Source organism: Lacibacter sp. H375 (genome assembly GCF_037892425.1).
In the GTDB taxonomy this organism is placed as follows: Bacteria; Bacteroidota; Bacteroidia; order Chitinophagales; family Chitinophagaceae; genus Lacibacter.
Genome location: NZ_JBBKTT010000002.1, coordinates 248,464 through 269,731 on the forward strand (window position 1 = coordinate 248,464; position 21,268 = coordinate 269,731).

Genomic DNA, 21,268 nt, shown 5'->3' on the forward strand with positions numbered 1-21,268 from the left:
TCTTAATACAATTAACATGAACAGCTCTAAAAGAATGTTGACGATCTTGCTTGTTGCAGTTGTTGCACTGCAATGGATGTCCTGTAAACCCAAAGGTGCTTCCACAGCTGCTGCCGGTGGCTCTGCTGAAAAATCTTATGTTGCCCCGGGCAAGTACGATGAATTTTACAATTTTGTTTCTGGTGGTTTCAGCGGACAAATGAGTGTGTATGGTTTACCCAGCGGCCGTTTGTTCCGTGTAATTCCTGTGTTCTCTGTTGATCCTGAGAAAGGATATGGTTACAGCGAAGAATCGAAACCTATGTTAATGACCTCGAATGGTTTTGTTCCATGGGATGATCTTCACCATGTTTCATTCTCACAAACAAATGGTGAAATTGATGGACGCTGGACATTTGGTAACGGTAACAACACACCACGTGTTGCAAGGATCGATAACAAAACTTTCCGCACAGCCGAGATCATTGAAATACCCAACAGTGCAGGTAATCACTCATCTCCATTTATCACTGAAAATTCAGAATATCTCGTAGCAGGTACACGTTTCAGTATTCCTATTGGGGATAATACGGATGTGCCTATTGAATCATACAAAGACAATTTTAAAGGTGTTATCAGTTTCATCAGTATTGGCAAAGAAAAAGGTGAAATGGATATTGCATTTCAGTTATTGTTACCTGGTGTAAACTTTGATCTTAGTCGTGCAGGTAAAGGACCCAGCCATGGTTGGTTCTTCTTCAGCTGTTACAATAGTGAGCAGGCAAATACGTTGTTAGAAGTAAATGCATCGCAACGTGACAAAGATTTTATTCTTGCAGTAAACTGGAAAAAAGCAGAGGAATATCTCAAAGCAGGAAAAGGGGTAAAAAAACAAGTTCGTTATGCACATAATACCTGGGATGAGAAAACGCATTCAGCTAAACATGAGATCAAAACAGAAGTAACTGTGCTTGATCCTGCAGTATTGAAAGATATCTGCTATTTCATTCCATGTCCAAAATCACCGCATGGTTGCGATACTGATCCTACAGGTGAATATATTGTGGGCAGTGGTAAACTTGCTGCTATCATTCCTGTATTCTCATTTACAAAAATTCAGAAAGCAATTGCTGATAAAACATACGATGGAGAATATGGTGGCATTCCTGTAATTAAATACGAAGCAGCTTTACATGGTGAAGTGCAAAAACCAGGTCTCGGACCATTACATACTGAGTTTGATGCAAACGGTAATGCTTATACTTCATTCTTTGTGAGCAGTGAAATTGTTAAATGGAATGTGAAAGATCTGAAAGTGCTTGATCGTGTACCTACTTATTACTCTATCGGTCACCTTTCAGTTCCTGGTGGTGATACAAGAAAACCATGGGGTAAATATGTAGTGGCTTATAACAAGATCACAAAAGACCGTTACCTGCCAACTGGACCTGAGTTAACGCAAAGTGCTCAGATCTTCGATATCAGTGGCGATAAAATGCAACTGATCCTCGATTTTCCAACTATTGGTGAACCACACTATGCAGGTTCAATGCCGGCATCATTGATCAAAGACAAGAGTTTGAAAATTTATAAGATCGATGAAAACCAGCATCCGTATGCTGCAAAAGGTGAGAAAGAATCAAAAGTGGTGCGTGAAGGAAATAAAGTTCATGTGTACATGACATCAATCCGTTCACACTTTGCACCAGATAATATTGAAGGTGTTAAGTTAGGTGATGAAGTATATTTCCACGTTACAAATCTTGAGCAGGATTGGGATGTACCACATGGTTTTGCTATTAAAGGCGCATTAAATGCAGAGTTGCTGATTATGCCAGGTGAAACACAAACATTAAAATGGGTTCCTGAGAAAGTAGGAGTATTCCCATTCTATTGTACCGATTTCTGTAGTGCATTGCATCAGGAAATGCAAGGCTACCTGCGTGTATCGCCTGCGGGAAGCAGTTTGCCACTCTCATTCAGTTTAGGTAAGAAAGGAGCAGACGCAGCAGAAAAACCGGCAAGTAAATAAAAGTTGAGGACAGTTATCAATAACAGGCCTGTTCTTCCATACAGGTAGACGGGCCTGTTTCATTTTGAATAAAAAATCAGATCAATGAATAAGCCATTATCAACACTAACAAGGATGTTATCCTTCATTTGCGGAACCGCTTTATTCGTTGTCATTTTTGTGCCTATGTGGCGCATTGATCTTACTGCACCTCAATATCCTGAGGGCCTTGTATTAAAGATTCATGCGGATAAACTGGCAGGTGATGTTGATGTCATCAGCGGACTGAATCACTACATTGGTATGCGTAGGCTACGTACCGAAGATTTTGTTGAGTTTACGATATTGCCTTATCTAATTGGAGCATTTGCACTGTTTGGTATTCTATCATTTCTAGTCAACCGACGTTGGTTCTTTTACACATGGACTGTACTTTATATTGCGTTTGGTGTAATTGCCATGTTTGATTTTTACCGCTGGGAATATAATTATGGTCATAACCTTGACCCGGATGCTGCCATTATTGTACCAGGCATGGCTTACCAACCACCGTTGATAGGCTTTAAGCAGTTATTGAATTTTGGCGCTTATTCTTTTCCCGATATTGGCGGTTATATTTTTCTTTCTGTTGGACTTATACTTGTGATACTTGCTTACCGTGAGTGGAAAATAAAACCGAAAACGATTGTTGCTACAACTTCTTTCTTGTTGATGTTAACAATGCAGGGATGTTCAAGTGGTCCACAACCAATCAGTTTTGGAAAAGATGCCTGTCATTTTTGTAAGATGGTGATCAGCGATCATCATTTTGGTGCAGAGGTGATTACGGATAAGAACAAAGTGTACAAGTTTGATGATGTGCATTGCGTGATTTCTTTTATGAAATCAGGCGACGTGCCTTCAACCGAAATTGCTTCTGTTTACCTGGTTGATTTTGCCGAGAAAGGAAAATTGGTAAAGGCTGAAGAAAGTTTTTTGTTACAAGGTGAACAGTTACGCAGCCCGATGGGTGGTAATGTAGCTGCATTTACAGTTGCCGACAGTATGAAAAAATTTCAACAGGAAATAAATGGATCGTCGGTTAACTGGCAAGATCTTCTTAAATAATGAAATTATTAATCACCATACTATCTATTCTTCTTTTTTCATCTGCCGTTTCAGCCCGCACATTACGTGTAGGCACTAAACAGCCGATCCGTTCTGTTAAGCAAGCAGTGCAACAGGCTGCTGATGGCGATACGGTAATGGTTTTTGCAGGTGTGTACAAAGAAGGGCAGATCACGATCAATAAAAAGTTAGTGCTGCTTGGTATAAATTTTCCTGTGCTTGATGGAGAACGCAAGTATGAGATCATCACCATCAATGCAAACGGCGTTGTGATGGAAGGGTTCATATTCCGTAATGCAGGCCGCAGCAGTTATAATGATATTGCTGCTTTACGTATTGCGGAAAGCCGTCGTGTAGTTATCCGTAACAATCAGTTTCAAAACAGTTATTTTGGTATTTACTCGCAACATGCAACAGCTTGTATCATTACAGGTAATAAGTTGAGCTCCGATGCGAAAGATGAAATTTCTTCCGGTAACGGTATTCATTGCTGGAAGAGTGATAGCATGCAGATCAGTAACAATTACGTTACCGGTCATCGTGATGGTATTTATTTTGAATTTGTAACCAACTCTGTCATCAAACAAAACAACAGTACAAAAAATGTGAGGTATGGTTTGCATTTTATGTTTTCCAATACCAATTCATATATAGCCAACAGGTTTACCGATAATGGTGCAGGTGTAGCGGTGATGTATTCAAAAGGCATCAGCATGTATCACAACACATTTGCTGATAACTGGGGAACGGCTGCTTACGGCATTTTAATGAAGGATATTACTGATAGCCATGTGGAGGGAAATGTTTTCAAACGCAATACAGTAGGAGTGATGATGGAAGGAAGCAACCGCATCGATCTTGTCAAAAATTCATTTGAAAATAATGGCTGGGCATTGAAGATACAGGCCAGCTGTATGGAAAATAATATCAAACAGAATAATTTTCGCACTAATTCATTTGATGTGGCTACCAACGGAGAACTGATGCTCAATAAATTTTTCAAGAACTACTGGGATAAATATGAAGGCTATGATCTCAACCGTAACGGAATTGGAGATGTGCCTTACCGTCCTGTAAGTATGTTCTCGATGATCGGCGAACGAAACAACTCCAGCATGATGCTTTACCGCAGTTTTATTGTGGGGCTGCTTGATAAAGCAGAAAAAATGTTGCCGGTAATTACACCTGTTGAATTAAAAGATGATGAACCCCTTATGAAACCAATTAAATTCTAAGCCATGATCATCGCCAGTAACGTTACAAAAACATTCGGCAAATTAAAAGCACTCGATAATGTGAGTGTTAACTGCAATCGTGGACAAACCATTGCATTGATCGGCCCTAACGGCAGTGGTAAAACAACATTGATTAAATCAATACTCGGAATGGTAGTGCCAGATAGTGGCTTTATCACGTTCGATCAACATAATATCCTGCACAACTGGATGTACCGTGAACGTATTGGTTATATGCCGCAGATCGGTCGTTATCCTGATAACATGACGATTGCCCAGGTATTTACCATGATGCGTGATATCCGGAAAAATCCCACAGCAACAGATGAAGAACTCATCAACGAATTTGGATTAAATGAGATGATGCAGAAAAAAATGCGGACGCTTAGTGGTGGCACAAGACAAAAAGTAAGTGCGGCGCTTGCATTTTTATTTAATCCTGATGTATTGATCCTTGACGAACCAACTGCAGGGCTTGATCCTGTGGCATCTGAAGTGCTCAAACAAAAGATCATCAGGGAAAAACAAAAAGGAAAACTTATTCTCATTACATCGCATATCTTAAGCGAGCTTGATGATGTGGTGAGTGAAATTATTTATATGCAGGATGGCAAATTACAGTTTCATAAATCGCTGCAGCAATTGCAGGAAGACACAGGTGAAATGAAATTAGCAAAAGCCTTTGCACAAATCATGAAATAAAGATTATGAGAACGATTGTTAAACATGTCCTGCTCGATCTTATCCGTAACAGGATCATCATGGCCTATACTTTTTTTCTGCTGGCCATGTCGTTCGGTATTTTTAATATGGATGAAAATGCAACAAAGGGCATTATGAGCTTAATGAACCTGGTGCTTATTTTTATCCCGCTGGTGAGTATTATTTTCTCAACTATTTATGTGTATAATTCTTCTGAATTTATTGAGTTACTGGTAGCACAACCGTTAAAGCGTAAAAGTTTGTGGTTAAGTATTTATGCCGGCTTGTCCTCATCACTTGTACTTGCATTTTTGGTTGGCGTTGGTATTCCTGTATTGATCTACGATGGCACGAGTACCGGTTACATATTGTTGCTCTCAGGTGTTTTTCAAACATTGATCTTTACAGGAATTGCGCTGCTTGCATCAGTGGTAACAAGAGATAAAGCAAAAGGAATTGGAGTGTCGGTATTGCTGTGGTTCTTTTTTACGTTAATCTATGATGCAATTGTGTTAATGTTGCTATTCCGTTTTAGTGATTATCCATTGGAGAAGCCGATGATCGCATTAAGTATGCTTAACCCGGTTGATCTGTCAAGAATTTTGATCTTATTAAAACTCGATATATCTGCACTTATGGGTTATACTGGTGCTGTGTTCAGTGATTTTTTTGGCAGTGCAAGTGGAATGTTATTATCGGCGCTTGTATTGTTAGTATGGGCAATTGTACCGGTGTGGTTGTCTATGAAGAAATTTCAACGTAAGGATCTTTAAAAGAAAAAAATGCATTTAGGAAATCTATCAGACCAGATCCGATTTGGGAAGACAACAAAAACATCTGTTTATAAAGATGAGCGTATGAATGTGATGTTGCTCAACCTGCCCGAAGGTGAAGTATTAAAACCACATGTTTCAAAAACAGATGCATTCCTTGTAGTGCAGAAGGGAGAATGTGAATTTACACTTGAAGGACAGCTGCATCATTTAAAACGTGGTGATCTGTTTTCTTTCAAAGCGAACCAGGTGCATGCATTGAAAGCGCTCACGGATTTCAGTATGATGATCATAAAATAGAAATCATGAAAAAGGAAATGGAAAATCGTGAAGATGTGATCTTATTGGTGAACACATTCTACGATAAAGTAAAACCCGATCCGTTGATTGGTTTTTTCTTCAACAAAGTTGTAGATGTGCATTGGGAAAAACATTTGCCAGTGATGTATAACTTCTGGGAGAATATTATTTTTCACACAGGTGCTTACACAGGTAATCCCATGCGAATTCACATGGATCTTCATCAGAAATCAACCATGAAGAAGGAACATTTTGACCGCTGGATACAATTGTTCAACGAAACAATTGATGAGCTGTTTGAAGGGGAGAAAGCAGAACAGGCAAAGCAACGGGCCTTATCTATTGCAACTGTTATGCAGATCAATATTGCACAACTACCCAGGCAGGAAAATATTTATTAACTAGTTTATGAGAACGGAAAAGGCATCCAATTGGATGCCTTTATTTTTAGGAGTTAGTAAGGTTATTTTTTGGGAGGTAACAATACCGCATCAACAACATAAATAATTCCGTTTGATGCAGGAACTGTGGCAACAATGTTTGCACCATTCACTGTCATCTTTCCATCCTTATTGCCAATCGTAACTGATTGGCCGTTTGCCATGCCATACGTCATGCCATCGGCCATCAATGCATCTTTTAATACTCCAACATACACATGGTATTCAAGAATATCACGCAGTGTGTTTTTGTTTTCCGGTTTTACCAAGTTGTCAAGTGTGCCTTTTGGTAAAAGATCAAATGCAGCATTGGTAGGAGCAAACACCGTAAACGGCCCCGCATTGCTCAGCACATCAACATATTCGGCAGCTTTTAATGCAGCCACTAACGTGGTATGGTCTTTACTGCCAACGGCAACTTTCACCACATCTTTTTGTGATTCATCATCTTGCACGGCCGATTGACCGGCTGCATTTGCTGCGCCAGGTTCGCTTGTTGTGGTGTTAGAAGCCTGTTCGCTTGCAGAATTGCAGGCTACTGTAAGTGAAAGAAGGGTGGCTGCCATGAAGGAAAAATACTTCATATAGTTTGGTTTTTTTGTTGAACAAATACTGTGGAAATTCAATCCAAAGTAGAACTGAAGCGCTTACTTTTTTATGACCTGAATCATATCTGCACAACATTTCTGTAACTTGCATTGTTACAAAAGAAAAACGATATGGGTATCCTCCGCCAGGTAGCAGAATATTTATATATCAAGAAGCCTGATCCTAACCAGGAAAAAACGCAGTGGATGAAATACATGCACGGTATTAACCGCATTTCCATTTTTGTATTTCTGTTTGCAATGATGGTAATGTTGGTACGTTGGGTAATTCTTCCCCTGTTTAAATAAAATATTACTGCTGTAAAAAATCAATAATCGATTTGGCTGCTTTTAACGAAGCATGACCACCAGCTTGTAATTTATCTTTCAGCTGTTTGTAATCCTGTTGCAGTTCCTCACGTCTTGGAGAACCGGGTAAGATGAGTTGTAATTCTTTGCTGAGATTTAATGCATTCATTTCATGTTGTATCAATTCCTTCACCACTTCTTTATCCATGATGAGGTTTACCAATGAAATGTATTTGATGTTCACCAAACGTTTAGCGATCTGGTAACTGATCTCGTTGCCTTTATAACAAACCACTTCAGGTACTTCAAACAAAGCTGTTTCTAAAGTTGCTGTGCCCGATGTTACCAATGCAGCTGTTGATTGTTGTAATAAAGCATAGGTCTGATTATTGACATATGATACATTTTCATACGGCCTTAATAATTCATTGTAAAAAGATGCATCAAGCCCCGGCGCTTTGGCAACAATAAATTGATAATTGCTGAACTGCCTGCTCACTTCAAGCATCACAGGTAATTTTTTTAAGATCTCCTGTTTGCGGCTGCCGGGTAATAATGCAATGATCTGTTTGGTTGCATCAATTGGTATCCCCGGTTGTAATGCGATTGATTCTTTTTTTGATCGTTCCACTTCTTCGATCAGGGGATGACCAACATATTCTACTTCCCAATTCCATTTCTTTTTGTAGTAATCTTTTTCAAACGGAAGAATCACCAGCATCCGATCAATACATTGCTTCATCATCTTCACACGGTTTTCTTTCCATGCCCATACCTGTGGAGAGATGTAGTAAACAACTTTTATATTTTCTTCCTTTGCCCATTTAGCAATACGTAAATTAAAACCGGGATAATCGATCAACACCAATACATCAGGACGATGTTCCAATATATCTTCCTTGCAAAAAGAAAGGTTGTTGAAAATAGTGCGTAAGTTTTTGATCACTTCCACAAAACCCATAAAAGCAAGATCACGGTAATGTTTTACAAGTGTGGCACCTGCTGCCTGCATTTTTTCACCACCCCAGCAACGGATATTGGCTGTTGTATCATGCTTATGCAATTCTTTAATCAGGTTACTTCCGTGTAAATCGCCGCTTGCTTCGCCTGCTATGATGTAATAATTCATGTTGTAAATAATCGATCGATGAGCGTGAATGTGATATTTTGCCGTAAAGATACCAATCAATCAGCATGCGTATTTGTGCGTATTTCAGGCTGATAACATTCTGATAATATAGCCGGAAAAGAGTTTGGGCGTCATGCAAAATAATTTCTGAAACCCTTTACCAGTAAGGGTTTTAGAAAATAATTAAGAAAGTAACGGCCATAAAATGAACCTTTTCTTGACTTGTGCAGGAATTTGCGGGGCTGTACTTTTGTCTTGTCAACGAAGCAAATCACTAGCTTCTTCCGTACTGAATCTCCGGAGTAGAATTTAACTTAACCTGCTTGCTCCACGATACTTGCCCCACGATTTTTTGCTGCGATACTTGCCTGTAGAAAAAGCAAATAACATTTCGTAAAAATTTAAAACATAAGAAACATGAAAAAGACAATGAAAAATGCAGCTATCGGTTTATTTACCTTATTAGCAGTAACGACAGGATTTACAGCATTCGCAACAAACGTAAACGAATTAACTCCTGCAGCTGAGTTAAAAATGATCGGCCGTTCACAAAATCAGCCAATCTTCCAGCTCAGTCTAAATAATAAAGAAGCAGAAAAATTCGTAATTGTTGTAAAGGATGAGTTTGGTTTGATCCTTCACCAGGAAACAATCAGCGGTGTAAACATCACACGTAAATACCAGTTAAACACAGAAGAACTGGAAGGTGTAGATGTAACATTTGAAGTGATTGGTACAAAATCAACTCAGTCAACTGTTTTCAGTATCAAAAATAACACACGTGTTATAAACGAAACAGCTATCGTTAAACTATAATAGTCATAATCAATAGACACAGGGTTAACGGGTTGCCTCTTCAGGCAACCCTTTTTTTTAAGGCCGTTGCAACACCTGACCTATAATAGAGAAGTTTTAATCAACCATCAAAGCGATCGTGAAAAACAAATTATCAGATGGAAGCGATGACAAGAACTATTCATTCGCATCATCCGCATCAACTTTCCTCAGCGGTCTTACATGAAGAATTTTGCGTAAAGGATGATTAATCCATACATTACCGTCATTGCAAAAATGCCGATGGCGGTTTTATCACGTCGTCCGTTAATAAAAATGGTAAAGAGTATGATGTTGGCAATAAGGCATAAACTTCCTACAGCCGTAAGCATCGCTTTAGTTTTGAAGAAGTATTCTACAAATTCGCCAAACGTAATGGACGGAGTTTTAATAAAGTAGTAAATCACAAGACCAAAAATGGGGGCGAGGGCGCCCAATGCGATTCCAAAGGGTAGTTTATCGAGTTTCAGCATCAGAATGTCAGTTTGGTTTCTAATTGTTTTTTGAGTTTATAATTTGTCAGGTCGAATTGAACGGGAACAACACTCACAAAATTGTGTTCAAGGGCCCAAACATCGGTATCTTTTCCTTTATCGAAGTTTTTAAACTCGCCGGTGAGCCAGTAATAATTTTTACCTGAAGGGTCGGTACGTTCATTAAAATCTTCAACATACTTGGCATATGCCTGCCGGCAAACTTTTACGCCCTTTATAAGACTGGCATCAACGTTTGGGAAGTTTACATTCAAACAAAGATGTTTATCCTGTTTGGTTTTGAGTAATTGCTGCACTATTAAACGGGCATATTTTTGGGCGCCGCTAAAATCGGCTTCCATACTCATATTTAATAAGGAAAAACCAACGGAAGGAATACTTTCAATGCTTGCTTCAATAGCCGCACTCATTGTACCACTATAAATAACATTAATGCTGTGGTTGGCGCCATGGTTAATACCGCTGAGACAAATATCTGGTTTGCGGTGCAGTACTTTATCAACCGCCAGCTTTACACAATCAACTGGTGTGCCGCTGCACTGCCAGGTTTCCACATCGTCCATTAAATGTACTTTTTGTAAACGAAGGGGAAAACCAATAGTTATGGCATGGCCCATTCCACTTTGTGGTTTATCAGGAGCTACCACTACAATTTTCCCAAGATCTTTTACGGCTTCCACTAAGCTGCGGATGCCCGGTGCTGTAACACCATCGTCGTTTGTGATAAGGATGATGGGTTGTTCTTTCGGTTTCTTTGCTTTGGCCATTTTATTCAATCGCTTGTTCAGGTTATGTTGCCGGCAAATGTATTACTATGTGGCTGCATTGGCGTCGCACTCTTGGACAAAATCAATTCTATTCAGCTTCTGCCGGCTCAAGTAAAAGTCTGATTTATTGGGGAGTTGGCAAAATTGTATCATTCATCATAAGCCGTAGTAACAGATACTCAACCATTAATAACATCGGCGTACATCGATGCAATCTGTGAGCGAGGGAAACAAAAATATTTTGCCTAACTAAAATAATTAGTATATTCGTTCCAATAAAATTAGCAGATTATGGCCGTTGCCAATCAAAACCTCAAATACCTGCGCAAGTTGCGTGGATGGACACAGGAAGAATTTGCACAAAAGATCGGTATCAAACGCTCACTCGTGGGTGCGTATGAAGAAGAACGTGCCGAGCCGAATTATGAAGTGCTGGAAACTGTAAGCGATCTATTCAAAGTGAGCATTGATGATCTTCTCCGCAAAGATCTCAGCGAAACAAAGGGAAGTTACCTGGCGAAACGTCGGCAGTTAAAGATGATCGCCGAAACCAATGTCATTCATTTTGTTCCGGTAAAAGCTGCGGCAGGTTACCTGAATGGCTATGCCGATCCTGAATTCCTCGATGAACTCAACACCTTTACGTTGCCCATGCTCGCAGGCGGCACCTATCGTGCATTTGAAATTGTGGGTGATAGTATGTTGCCAACCCCGAGTGGAAGTGTAATAGTAGGAGAGAAAGTGCATAATCTCGATGATGTAAAAAATAACAACGCCTATATTATCCTTAGCAAATCGGAAGGAGTTGTTTATAAGCGTGTGCTGAAAAGTAACCGCACCAAGAACAAGCTCACTTTGGTAAGCGACAATCCTGTTTATCAACCATACCAGGTGAATGCCGAAGATGTACTTGAATTCTGGAGTGCACAAATGGTACTCAGCCGTGTCAACCAGGGCCAGCGTTGGGATGTAACCAATCTTGCATCGTTGGTAAGCAACCTGCAGGATCAGGTGAACAACCTCAAAAAGAAAATGAATTAACCATTGCCTTAACTGTAAACCAAGTCATGTCGCCGCTCATACAAAATCAAAAGTATGGGCGGTTTTTTTATAATAGTTTGCAGCCGTAATGAGAAAATCGATCCTGTCCTTTGTATTAACGATTGCCGCTTTATCATCACTTGCCAATAACGAACCCGAACGTTCTCTTCAGGCCAGTAAAGTTGCGCAGGCACCCAAATTAGATGGTGTGCTCGACGAGGCCATTTGGCAAACAGCACCTGTTGCCGAAAACTTTATAGTAAATAGTCCCAACTATGGTGAAGCATCTGCACACCGAACCAAAGTGTATGTTGTTTACGATAACAATTCTATTTATATAGGTGCTTACTTGTATGACGATCCGTCAAAAGTGCGTACGCAATTAACGGCACGTGATAAAGAAACCATGCAGGATGTTGATTATTTCTCTGTTTTCTTTGATACATACAACGATGATCAGAATGGTTTCCAGTTTTTAGTAACAAGCCGTAATGTGCAAAGCGATGGACGTTTAAGTCCGAACCGGTCTTCGCAGTTTGGTCCTCCGAGTGATTATAGTTGGGATGCCGTTTGGGAAAGTAAAGTAACCATGCATGAAGATGGATGGGTGGTTGAAATGAAGATCCCGTACTTTTCCCTTCGTTTCGCCAAAAAAGAAAAGCAGGATTGGGGTTTGAATTTTCAACGCTATGTCCGTCGCAGTAACGAAAGCTCGTATTGGAATAATATCAATCCCAATCAAAATGGATTTGTAAACCAGTTTGGCAAACTCAGCGGATTGGAAAATCTTGAACCACCGCTTCGCTTATCGTTTCTTCCCTATGTTACGGCTGGCTTTCGTACAACACCAACATCGAAAGGAAGAGTAAATGAATTTCTCCGCAATGGTGGTATGGATGTAAAATATGGTGTGAATGAAAGCTTCACATTAGATATGACATTGATCCCTGACTTCGGACAAGTGATCAGTGATAACGTTATTAATAATCTTTCTCCTTTTGAAGTGCAGTTTCAGGAGAACCGTCCATTCTTTACAGAGGGAACAGAAATCTTCAACAAAGCCGGTTTGTTTTATTCACGAAGAGTGGGGGCAACACCATCGGGTTATTACAGTGCACGTAGCAAAGGCTCAACCGATAGCACAAGAATTTTATCGAACCCGGGTGTGGTGCAATTACTCAACGCCACAAAATTCTCCGGCAGAACGAAACAGAAGCTTGGTATTGGTGTGTTCAACGCCATTGGTGCAGCTATGTTTGCTGAAATAGAAAATACAAATACCAAACAGGTTGAACGTATTCAAACAGAGCCATTCACCAATTACAATTTGATCGTTATCGACCAGGCATTGAAAGGCCGTTCTTCCATTACGCTTACTAATGCTAATGTTACACGTAGCGGTGCAGGCAGAGATGCAAACGTAACAGGCATTGACTTGTTCCTGTTCGATAAAAGCAATCAATATGGTTTCCAGGGAAAATTTGATTACAGCAAGATCATGGGGCCAAATCCATACAGTGGGTTTAAGAGTGTAGCAAGTCTTGGAAAAGTGAGTGGTAAGATCCAGTTCAATTTATTAAGCAATGTAGAAAGCGACAGGTATGATCCTAACGATCTTGGATTTCTTGGTGTTGCCAATAAAGTGAATACACAATTTACTGTCAGTTATAATCAATTAACACCAACCGATAAATTCAACTCTTACAATTTCAGGTTAACGGTACGTCATGAAATGTTGTATAAACCTTTTGTGTTCACCAACATTCAATACAATGCCAATGCGTTTTGGTTCTTCAAAAATTTCTGGGATATAAGTTTGGGTGCTACTTACCAACCACTCTGGCAAAAAAGTTATTTTGAGTTGCGCACACCTGGTCGTTATATGAGACAAACACCTTGGGGTTTCCTTCGTTTAAATGGAAGTACCGATAGCCGCAAGCGCTTGTATGCAAGATTGAACCTTGGTATGGCTGAATCAGTTGATATTAAGAACGATCCTTACATTGTTATTCATCCGGGTATGCGTTATCGTTTCAGCGATCGGTTGAGTTTAGATATTGACTGGAGTTATACCGATGATCGTGGACAGTTTGGGTATGCGTTTATGCGTGAAAGTAATGGCGAACCCATTATTGGCAGAAGAAGAAAAACAGATGTAACCACACTCATCAGTGGTATTTATAATTTCACAAGCCGCATGAATGTAACACTTCGTGCCCGTCATTATTGGAGCCGTGTAAACTATGCAAGCTTTTATAATGTGAGTGAAGATGGCTGGTATATTGATCGTTCGTTTATTCCGGGGCAAGATCAGAATTTCAACGTATGGAATATGGATGTGTTCTATACATGGGATTTCAACTACGGCAGTCGTTTTATTGTTGGTTGGAAGAACTGGTTGGCAAATGATTTTCCGGTTGATGGTGATCGCTATAAAAACTATTGGGGTAATGCAGGTTGTGTATTATTATCACCGCAAGGGAATGAATTTACTGCACGTATGATCTTCTTTATTGATTCGCAGAAGTTAAAACGCAAGAGAAATCAGTTGTAAGTTCTGAGTTCTAAGTTAGTCCTAAGCAAAGTCAAAGGGCGGTTCAGCAAATCGAATGTAGTTTAGATTGGTTTTAATTGGATTTTGTTTTTTGTGGTTTGGATTTTCTACGCTTAATTTAATCCATAAATATCTTTCGCCACACGAAACGTATTGCAATGCGCTTCCACAATAATTTTTACATCGGCTGAATAACCGCCGCCCATTGCAACAGTGCAGGGGATGTTGTGCTCTTGCAGTTTACTGAATACAATTTCATCCCGTTGCTTACAACCCTGCATACTCACTTTCAGTTTGCCGAATTTATCCGTCTCAAGAATATCAACACCGGAAAGGTAAAACACAAAATCAGGTTTCACTTTGTTAATAAGCATGTTCAGTGTGTTCTCAAGCAAGGGAAGATAAATACTATCATCAGTGCCGTCTTTCAAACCAATATCAAGATCACTTGTTTCTTTGTGAAAAGGATAGTTGTGTGCGCCATGCATACTGAACGTAAATACTTTTTTGTTTTGTTCAAACAATTTAGCGGTACCATTTCCCTGGTGTACGTCAAGATCAACAATGAGTATTTGTTTTGCTTTTTGCTGATGCAGTAAATAATTAGCTGCAGTGGCAAAATCGTTCAACAAACAAAATCCTTCGCCACGGTCAGCGAATGCATGATGGGTACCTCCTGCAACATTCAAAGCAACTCCGTTTTCCATTGCATAGTTGCAGCAATCAATTGTTCCTTGTGTAATGATCAATTCACGTTCAGTTAATGCAGGTGATTGCGGAAAGCCAATATGTCTTTGTTCTTTTACAGAAAGTGTTTGCTGCTTGAGTTTGGTAAGGTATTCTTCTGTATGCGTCAGCAAAACAATTTCATCGGCACATCGTTCAGGCGAAAACAAATTAATAGTTGAAATACTTCCTTCATGTAGTAATTGTTCAGGTATCAATTCATATTTCAACATGGGGAATCGATGACCTTCCGGCAACGGATGCGCATAAATTGGCGCATGGGCAATATGTAATAATTTATTTGTGATGACGTTGAGTTTTATTGCAGTTCCAATACTTTTTTATCAGCAATGGCAAATACTTTGTCTTTTTTCTTTGGACGAACAGGATGTAACCCGGTGAAACGTCCAAAGGCGGGCAGCACTGCATGCCCGCCGGCAAAGTAGAAACAAGGAAACTGTAACGATTGTTTACCTAATCCGCCAATACGTATGCCCGGGTGAACATGCCCGGTGAATATATACTCATCTTCGCTAAAAGTAGTTACAGGTAATTCATGCATGAACGTAAATGGAGCGGTTTGAAGTTGTTCATGGTGAATGGTAATATCATGAGTAGCGTACCAATCATTATCAAGAATATCATGATTGCCTTTTACCAGATGAATAGGCAGTTGCGACAGATCTTTGCGCCACCTTTCAAACAACTTCAGTTCGTTGTTCATGTTGCTATGTGAAAAATCACCCACCACAATTAACCGTTCCGGTTTAAAAAATTGCACCTGCGCTATCAGTCGTTGCAGATCTTCTTTAAACACTGTTTGCGGAATGCCAATGCCGGCTTTGCGGAAATGACCACTCTTGCCTAAATGAATATCAGATATAATAAGAGATTTATCTTCTTCCCAAAACAAACAACGTTCCGGCGACAGCCAGAGTGTTTGTTGCTTCAGATAAAAACGATGAGGTTGCTGGGTCATGACCTGCAAATGTAAGCCGATGATTTTGTGCAAACCGTTAGCGGAAATGATTTATTTTCAAAAAAAAATTCATGCAGGATCAACGTGATTATTTGCAACATTCTTTTGAACTGAAACCAGCTGTACCTAACGGAATAAATGTGCTGAGCATTCTTAGTTTTATTGGCAGTGGTTTCCAGATACTTGGAGGAATAGCCGCTTATCTGATCATTCCATTCAGTGCAAAATCGGTACCGGAAACCAGAGGATTGGAAAAAACAAGAGAGATGAAACCTTTCAGCGGATTTTTGCAATGGTCGGCCGATGCAACCCTGAAACAGTATGAATACCGGTTGCCAATATTGATCGTAACAATTATCACAGCTCTCGTTTGTATATATGGCGTGTTGCAAATGCGTAAGCTTAAAAAACAAGGATTTGCTTTTTATTCTTCTGCTGAATTAGCCCTGCCGTTGTTTACTGCAGTGGTAATTGATATCTGGTCTGCCATTTTTGGATTTGTGATCGCTATTCTTTTTATCATTTTGTTTGGGGCGCAACGAAAATATTTAGTACAATAAAACAACGAAGCCCCTCACGGGGCTTCGTTTATTTTTCAGCTGATTTATTATTGTCCGATTGTTGCTCAGGTTCTGCCGGTGGGAGTGCTGCGAGATTTTCCTCGCACCATTTATACAATGCTGCTTTTTGTTCAGCAGTGAGGATTGCTTTTTTATGCATCCATGTATAACTCTCAAGCGGCATTTTTCCTTCTTTCACTTCTTCCATGATCTCGTTGAATTTTTTCCGCTGACGTTTGGCTGTGTAAGTTGCAAATTCAGAAAAATTTAATTCTTTCTTTCCTTCATTAACATGATCCTGCAACCACCAGGTAACCGGTTGCACATTTGCATACCATGGATAAACAGTATTGTTACTGTGGCAATCGTAACAAGATTGTTTTAAGATTGAAGCTACATTGTCATTCACAGCAAATTTGGTACTTACATCATTGGTAAACGGTCCTGCGGATACGTTTTGTTTTGGACGGATGAACTGGATGATCACCAGTGCGGCGATAAGAACATAAAGGATCTTTTTGATCATTGCTTGTTGTTTTGATAAATGTAATAAGAAAATGATTTCATTTCAATGACAGATTTACAGTGCGAAGAAAATTGTGGTCATTTTTTTCAGCCAGTATCTTAAGACGACCAGGCATTATTCAACTGGGCCTGCATACGCCTGATCCTGTCTTCCAGTTTTTCACTCGAAAGATTATTGCGGTTCAATCCATCTGCAATAATGGGGAAGGAGAGAGGAGTAAACCGTTTTGGAAATGTAAGAATGATCTTGCTTTGTTGAATACGGTTGAATGCATTTCGCAGCCTCACTTCTTCCATCTGCTGATCAAATACTTCCTGGTAAGCCTGGCGAAGCAATACATTCTTTGAATCGTATTCGCTGAACACATTAAACAACAAACTTGCTGAGGCCTGCAAATGACGAGCTTTCTTTTGTTCGCCCGGTGATGTTTGAACGATCAGCCCACCGATCACTGCAATATCACGAAACTTTCGACGGGCCATTTCAGTTGAGTTAACACTGCGATGGATATCTTGTGTAAGTTGATCTAGAGTGAACAGATCGTTTGCATTTGTATCATCAACAGGTATTGGTTGATCGCACAATAACTCAAATCCATAATCATTCATAGCAATGGAAAAAGTAAGTGGTGCAATTCTGCCAATGCGATAGGCAAGGATGGCGCTCATGGCTTCATGCACTTGTCTTCCTTCAAACGGATATACCAGCAAATGATAACCATCTTTGCTTTCATGCTGCTCGATCAACAGTTCATCAGCTTTTGGAATATGTGATAATTCCTGTTGCAATTGAAAGAGAGAAGAAAGATGAATGAGTTCGGGTGAAGATGCTGGCTTGCCTGACTGATTTGCTTCAACAACTTCATTAAATGTTTCTCTTAACTTCTTCCCGAGGTTAGCAGTTAAACTCATGCGACCACCATTCCAGCTTGGAACAATTGTTTTCTTTGATGTTGATTTTTTTACAAATGCTGTCAGGTCTTTTATCTGAACCAATTCCAAATTTCTTCCTGCCAGTGTAAATGAATCACCGGGTTCAAGCCTTGTGATAAAATATTCTTCGATCATGCCGATGTAGCCGCCATGCACCATCTTTACTTTCATCATCACATCGCTTACAATTGTACCGATGTTCATACGATGTCGCATGGCTAAACGCCTGCTTTGAATTCTGTACACCCCATCAATGATCTCGATCTTTTTATAATCATCATATTGATGCAATGCTTTGCCACCTTCTACTAAAAACTGCAATACTTCATGCCATTCGTCTTCATTGAGCTCACGATAACAATAAGTTGTTTTGAGCTCTTCGAAAATTTCTTCCGGTTTAAAACCATCTGAAATAGCAAGCGTATTCAAATACTGGATCAACACATCAAAACAAAGCAACATGGGTTCTTTGCTCTCAATTAAATTTTCATCGATCGCACTTTTTAATGCTGCTGCCTCAACTAACTCAAGTGAATGCGTAGGAAGAAAATAAATTTTACTCACAGCATCGGGGCTATGTCCACTTCGCCCTGCACGTTGCAAAAATCTTGATACACCTTTTGGAGAACCAACTTGTATAACGGTTTCGACTGGGCGAAAATCAACACCAAGATCTAATGAAGCCGTACATACTACTGCTTTCAGTTTGGCAGTATGCAAAGCCTCTTCCACCCACAAACGTAATTCCTGTTCAATACTTCCGTGATGCAGGGCAATGGCGCCTGCAAGTTCTGGTGCATGATTAAGCAGTTCCTGGTACCATCGCTCACTCATGCCTCTGGTGTTAATAAAGATGAGCGTTGTTGTACTCTGTTCTATAATCGGAATAACCTTATGTATAAGTTTAATACCAAGGTGACCAGCCCAAGGATAATTTTCTATTTCATCGGGCAATACAGATTCTATGACGATCTGTTTTTTCATGTTGGCCTTTACAATTACACCTTCTTCGTTCAAAGGCGAAAGCAATACTTCTTTTGCTTCTTCTAAATTGCCGATGGTTGCAGAGATGCCCCAAATACTGAGCCCGTAGTTGCTAGTCTTTAGTCCTGAAGTTGAAATGCTATCGGCTAACGACTTATGACTACCCACTATCCTTGAAATCGCTAACTCAACCTGCACACCACGTTTGCTGCCCATCAGTTCGTGCCACTCATCAATTGCAATTAGCTGCACAGCTTTAAATGCGTCTGCATAACCTTTTGAAGCAAGAAATAAATGCAGGCTTTCGGGTGTGATGATTAGTACTTCCGGCAATTGCTTTTTTTGCCGGGCACGTTCAGCGGTTGTGGTATCGCCATTGCGGATGCCAACGGTCCAGTTCATACCTAATTCACTGATCACTTCTTCCATTGCCCGTCCGATGTCTTTCGCCAATGCACGGAGTGGTGTGATCCAGATTAATTGTAAACCGTTCTTTGCTTTTGTTTGATATTGTTCAGGGTGTTGATTGATGAAACGGATAAGTGAACCAAGAAAAACGGAAAAGGTTTTACCGCAGCCGGTTGGCGCATTCACCAATCCACTTTTACCCGCTGCAATATGTTGCCATGCTTCTTCCTGGAACGCAAATGGATGCAGGCCTTTAGCCGAAAGCCAGTATGCGATACGTTGATAACCGGGAGTGAGGTGAAGCTGCATAAAAGTGGAAGACAAAACTAAGTGATCTGTATGGTGAAAATCTGCCCCGTTAAAGGTTTTCAGCCTTAACAACGCACATATGAGATCAAAAAAAATCTGTTAGCCCGCTTGTGTGAATGTTTTATTTACTCTACTTTCACATTTCGTACAAGTAAAGTAGGCCATCTGTTGGCTGTTTAATCCGCAATCCCAATCCTCTGAAACTTCCCATTACCAGTTAAGATCGAACTTTAAATTATTATGCATTACATAGCTATGTCTGTGTATTTGCTGTTGTATCCACTCCTTCCCAAAACCACCTGAGGATCCATTCTTTCTTTGCTGAACCAACCACACTAAAACCTCTGTTATGCAACAACTGCTTCGTTTGTCAGTTAGCCAGCGTGCCATTGATGCACTGTTTACTCCTTTTTATTTCCTGTTCCAATCTAAAAAACTACTGCTTCGTTTGGCCATGCTTGTGATGAGTGTTGGGATGATGAGTGGGGTTGTGGGGCAGGCAACGGTGATGACTGACAAACCAGATTACCAACCCGGAGATACAGTTGTTATTACTGGTACAGGTTGGCAACCCGGAGAAACGGTAACCTTAGACGTTGAGGAAGATCCTAAGCCCGCAACTTGTTTGCTTCCGCACGATTTGGTTGCAGTAGCTGATGCTGAAGGCAAAATATATAGTAAGCAGTTTCTAATAAAAGAGAACCATCTTGGTGTAACGTTTACGCTTACGGCTACTGGGCAAAGCTCTGGGTTGGTTGCTGTAACAATATTTAAAGATGCTCTATTGTTCTCTTCAACTGTTTCTTTAACATCTATTTGTCCCAGTACATCTTCCCCAATTAGCCTAACAATTACGAACAATACTACAAGTTCAGGTGGCACAACTGGTGCAAATTCAAGATTAGGTTCTGGAAAAATTGTAATACCTGGATTTACTATAACATCAGTCCTATCTTACACAACTAGCCCAAGTGGACAAACTTTTTCTGTAACAACTGGGACTGGGTCTGACGTTGGAAAGATATTGTTTGTAAGAACAGGAGGGGCGTCAAATTCTTTGGATCCAGGGGAGTCAATAACCATAACTTTTAATGCAACATCTCCTTCTTTAGCTGGTAATTATGAATTTACCACTGAAGCTTGGGTTGCTAACGATTTTACAGGGACGCCATATCCTGCAATTGGAAGCGGAGCCAACCCTGGTACTCAACCAGCGGTTACAGTACAAGCAAGTCCTTCCATTAATTCCCAACCAGCCAATCAAAATATCACCTATGGATCAAATGCATCATTCACAGTTACTGCCACAGGTGCAGGTACATTAACTTATCAGTGGCAGGAGTATAGCGGCACATGGAACAATATAACAAATGGTGGTTTTTATACGGGTGCAACAACGGCAACCCTGAATATAGCAAAGCCAACTGTTGCTATGAGCGGTCGTAAATATCGTGTTATTGTAAGTGGTGATTGTTCACCAGGTGCAACAAGCGATGGCAATGGGACATTAACAGTAAACCAGAAACCGATTACAGTTACAGCCGTAACAGATAGTAAGGTGTATGATGGAACAACCACATCA

The 21,268-nt window shown here is 40.1% G+C and carries 21 protein-coding genes; 13 read left to right on the forward strand and 8 right to left on the reverse strand.

The annotated features are described in order from the left end of the window. The first annotated feature begins 16 nt into the window (after window positions 1-16). The 7 genes from nosZ (at window position 17) to WG954_RS21545 (ending at window position 6,508) form a co-directional block, all read left to right on the forward strand. Window positions 17-2,011 carry a Sec-dependent nitrous-oxide reductase gene (gene nosZ / locus WG954_RS21515; protein WP_340439178.1) on the forward strand — a complete coding sequence of 665 codons (1,995 nt, stop codon included), beginning with the start codon at window positions 17-19 and terminating at the stop codon, window positions 2,009-2,011. An 84-nt stretch (window positions 2,012-2,095) separates the two neighbouring features. Then, a complete protein-coding gene (locus tag WG954_RS21520) occupies window positions 2,096-3,097 on the forward strand; it encodes a nitrous oxide reductase accessory protein NosL (RefSeq protein ID WP_340439179.1) in 1,002 nt (333 codons plus the stop codon). Further along, window positions 3,097-4,332: a nitrous oxide reductase family maturation protein NosD gene (locus tag WG954_RS21525; protein ID WP_340439181.1), complete on the forward strand. Its 1,236-nt coding sequence runs from the start codon at window positions 3,097-3,099 to the stop codon at window positions 4,330-4,332. Before WG954_RS21520 ends, WG954_RS21525 begins: the two co-directional genes overlap by 1 nt. 3 nt (window positions 4,333-4,335) lie before the next feature. Next, on the forward strand, window positions 4,336-5,034 hold the full coding sequence (locus WG954_RS21530; RefSeq protein ID WP_340439182.1) for an ABC transporter ATP-binding protein: 699 nt from the start codon (window positions 4,336-4,338) through the stop codon (window positions 5,032-5,034). A 5-nt stretch (window positions 5,035-5,039) separates the two neighbouring features. Further along, window positions 5,040-5,807 carry an ABC transporter permease gene (locus tag WG954_RS21535; RefSeq protein WP_340439183.1) on the forward strand — a complete coding sequence of 256 codons (768 nt, stop codon included), beginning with the start codon at window positions 5,040-5,042 and terminating at the stop codon, window positions 5,805-5,807. A gap of 9 nt (window positions 5,808-5,816) precedes the next feature. Further along, window positions 5,817-6,107: a cupin domain-containing protein gene (locus WG954_RS21540; protein ID WP_340439184.1), complete on the forward strand. Its 291-nt coding sequence runs from the start codon at window positions 5,817-5,819 to the stop codon at window positions 6,105-6,107. 5 nt (window positions 6,108-6,112) lie between these two features. Beyond that, window positions 6,113-6,508 carry a group III truncated hemoglobin gene (locus WG954_RS21545; protein ID WP_340439185.1) on the forward strand — a complete coding sequence of 132 codons (396 nt, stop codon included), beginning with the start codon at window positions 6,113-6,115 and terminating at the stop codon, window positions 6,506-6,508. Between the two features lie 62 nt (window positions 6,509-6,570). On the opposite strand, the gene WG954_RS21550 is transcribed toward WG954_RS21545, so the two are convergent. Next, window positions 6,571-7,131, reverse strand: coding sequence for a fasciclin domain-containing protein (locus tag WG954_RS21550; protein ID WP_340439186.1), 561 nt, complete (start codon window positions 7,129-7,131; stop codon window positions 6,571-6,573). A gap of 135 nt (window positions 7,132-7,266) precedes the next feature. On the opposite strand from WG954_RS21550, the gene WG954_RS21555 reads away from it, so the two are divergent. Then, on the forward strand, window positions 7,267-7,443 hold the full coding sequence (locus tag WG954_RS21555) for a DUF6728 family protein (protein WP_340439187.1): 177 nt from the start codon (window positions 7,267-7,269) through the stop codon (window positions 7,441-7,443). Window positions 7,444-7,447: 4 nt separating this feature from the next. Here WG954_RS21555 and lpxB read toward each other — a convergent pair whose 3' ends face one another. Next, window positions 7,448-8,572 carry a lipid-A-disaccharide synthase gene (gene lpxB / locus WG954_RS21560; protein WP_340439189.1) on the reverse strand — a complete coding sequence of 375 codons (1,125 nt, stop codon included), beginning with the start codon at window positions 8,570-8,572 and terminating at the stop codon, window positions 7,448-7,450. Window positions 8,573-8,989: 417 nt separating this feature from the next. Here lpxB and WG954_RS21565 point away from each other — a divergent pair, with 417 nt between their 5' ends. Next, entirely contained in the window at window positions 8,990-9,388 is a 399-nt protein-coding gene (locus WG954_RS21565; RefSeq protein ID WP_324231558.1) for a hypothetical protein, read from the forward strand. A gap of 197 nt (window positions 9,389-9,585) precedes the next feature. Here WG954_RS21565 and WG954_RS21570 read toward each other — a convergent pair whose 3' ends face one another. Together WG954_RS21570 and surE are read right to left on the reverse strand one after the other, a co-directional pair. Next, complete coding sequence (locus WG954_RS21570) at window positions 9,586-9,879, reverse strand: hypothetical protein (protein WP_340439190.1); 294 nt, start codon at window positions 9,877-9,879, stop codon at window positions 9,586-9,588. Further along, entirely contained in the window at window positions 9,879-10,667 is a 789-nt protein-coding gene (gene surE / locus WG954_RS21575; protein WP_340439191.1) for a 5'/3'-nucleotidase SurE, read from the reverse strand. The genes WG954_RS21570 and surE overlap by 1 nt, the downstream gene beginning before the upstream one ends. Window positions 10,668-10,958: 291 nt before the next feature. Here surE and WG954_RS21580 point away from each other — a divergent pair, with 291 nt between their 5' ends. Beyond that, on the forward strand, window positions 10,959-11,708 hold the full coding sequence (locus tag WG954_RS21580; protein ID WP_324231561.1) for an XRE family transcriptional regulator: 750 nt from the start codon (window positions 10,959-10,961) through the stop codon (window positions 11,706-11,708). Window positions 11,709-11,796: 88 nt separating this feature from the next. Then, a complete protein-coding gene (locus WG954_RS21585) occupies window positions 11,797-14,262 on the forward strand; it encodes a DUF5916 domain-containing protein (protein ID WP_340439192.1) in 2,466 nt (821 codons plus the stop codon). 113 nt (window positions 14,263-14,375) lie between these two features. Here the strand turns inward: WG954_RS21585 and WG954_RS21590 are convergent, their stop codons facing one another. Both WG954_RS21590 and pdeM read right to left on the reverse strand, forming a co-directional pair. After that, a complete protein-coding gene (locus WG954_RS21590) occupies window positions 14,376-15,221 on the reverse strand; it encodes a histone deacetylase family protein (protein WP_340439194.1) in 846 nt (281 codons plus the stop codon). Between the two features lie 86 nt (window positions 15,222-15,307). Further along, on the reverse strand, window positions 15,308-15,967 hold the full coding sequence (gene pdeM / locus WG954_RS21595) for a ligase-associated DNA damage response endonuclease PdeM (RefSeq protein ID WP_340439195.1): 660 nt from the start codon (window positions 15,965-15,967) through the stop codon (window positions 15,308-15,310). Between the two features lie 71 nt (window positions 15,968-16,038). On the opposite strand from pdeM, the gene WG954_RS21600 reads away from it, so the two are divergent. Then, window positions 16,039-16,527, forward strand: a complete 489-nt coding sequence (locus WG954_RS21600; protein ID WP_340439196.1) for a hypothetical protein — start codon at window positions 16,039-16,041, stop codon at window positions 16,525-16,527. 28 nt (window positions 16,528-16,555) lie between these two features. Here the strand turns inward: WG954_RS21600 and WG954_RS21605 are convergent, their stop codons facing one another. Both WG954_RS21605 and WG954_RS21610 read right to left on the reverse strand, forming a co-directional pair. After that, the gene (locus tag WG954_RS21605; protein WP_340439197.1) at window positions 16,556-17,053 is read right to left on the reverse strand and encodes a heme-binding domain-containing protein; all 498 of its coding nucleotides are present in this window, start codon (window positions 17,051-17,053) and stop codon (window positions 16,556-16,558) included. 98 nt (window positions 17,054-17,151) lie between these two features. Further along, on the reverse strand, window positions 17,152-19,686 hold the full coding sequence (locus WG954_RS21610; protein WP_340439199.1) for a ligase-associated DNA damage response DEXH box helicase: 2,535 nt from the start codon (window positions 19,684-19,686) through the stop codon (window positions 17,152-17,154). A 349-nt stretch (window positions 19,687-20,035) separates the two neighbouring features. Between WG954_RS21610 and WG954_RS21615 the strand changes: the two genes are divergently transcribed. Continuing rightward, window positions 20,036-21,268, forward strand: a 1,233-nt coding sequence (locus WG954_RS21615) for an immunoglobulin domain-containing protein (RefSeq protein ID WP_340439200.1), incomplete at its 3' end; no start/stop codon positions are given.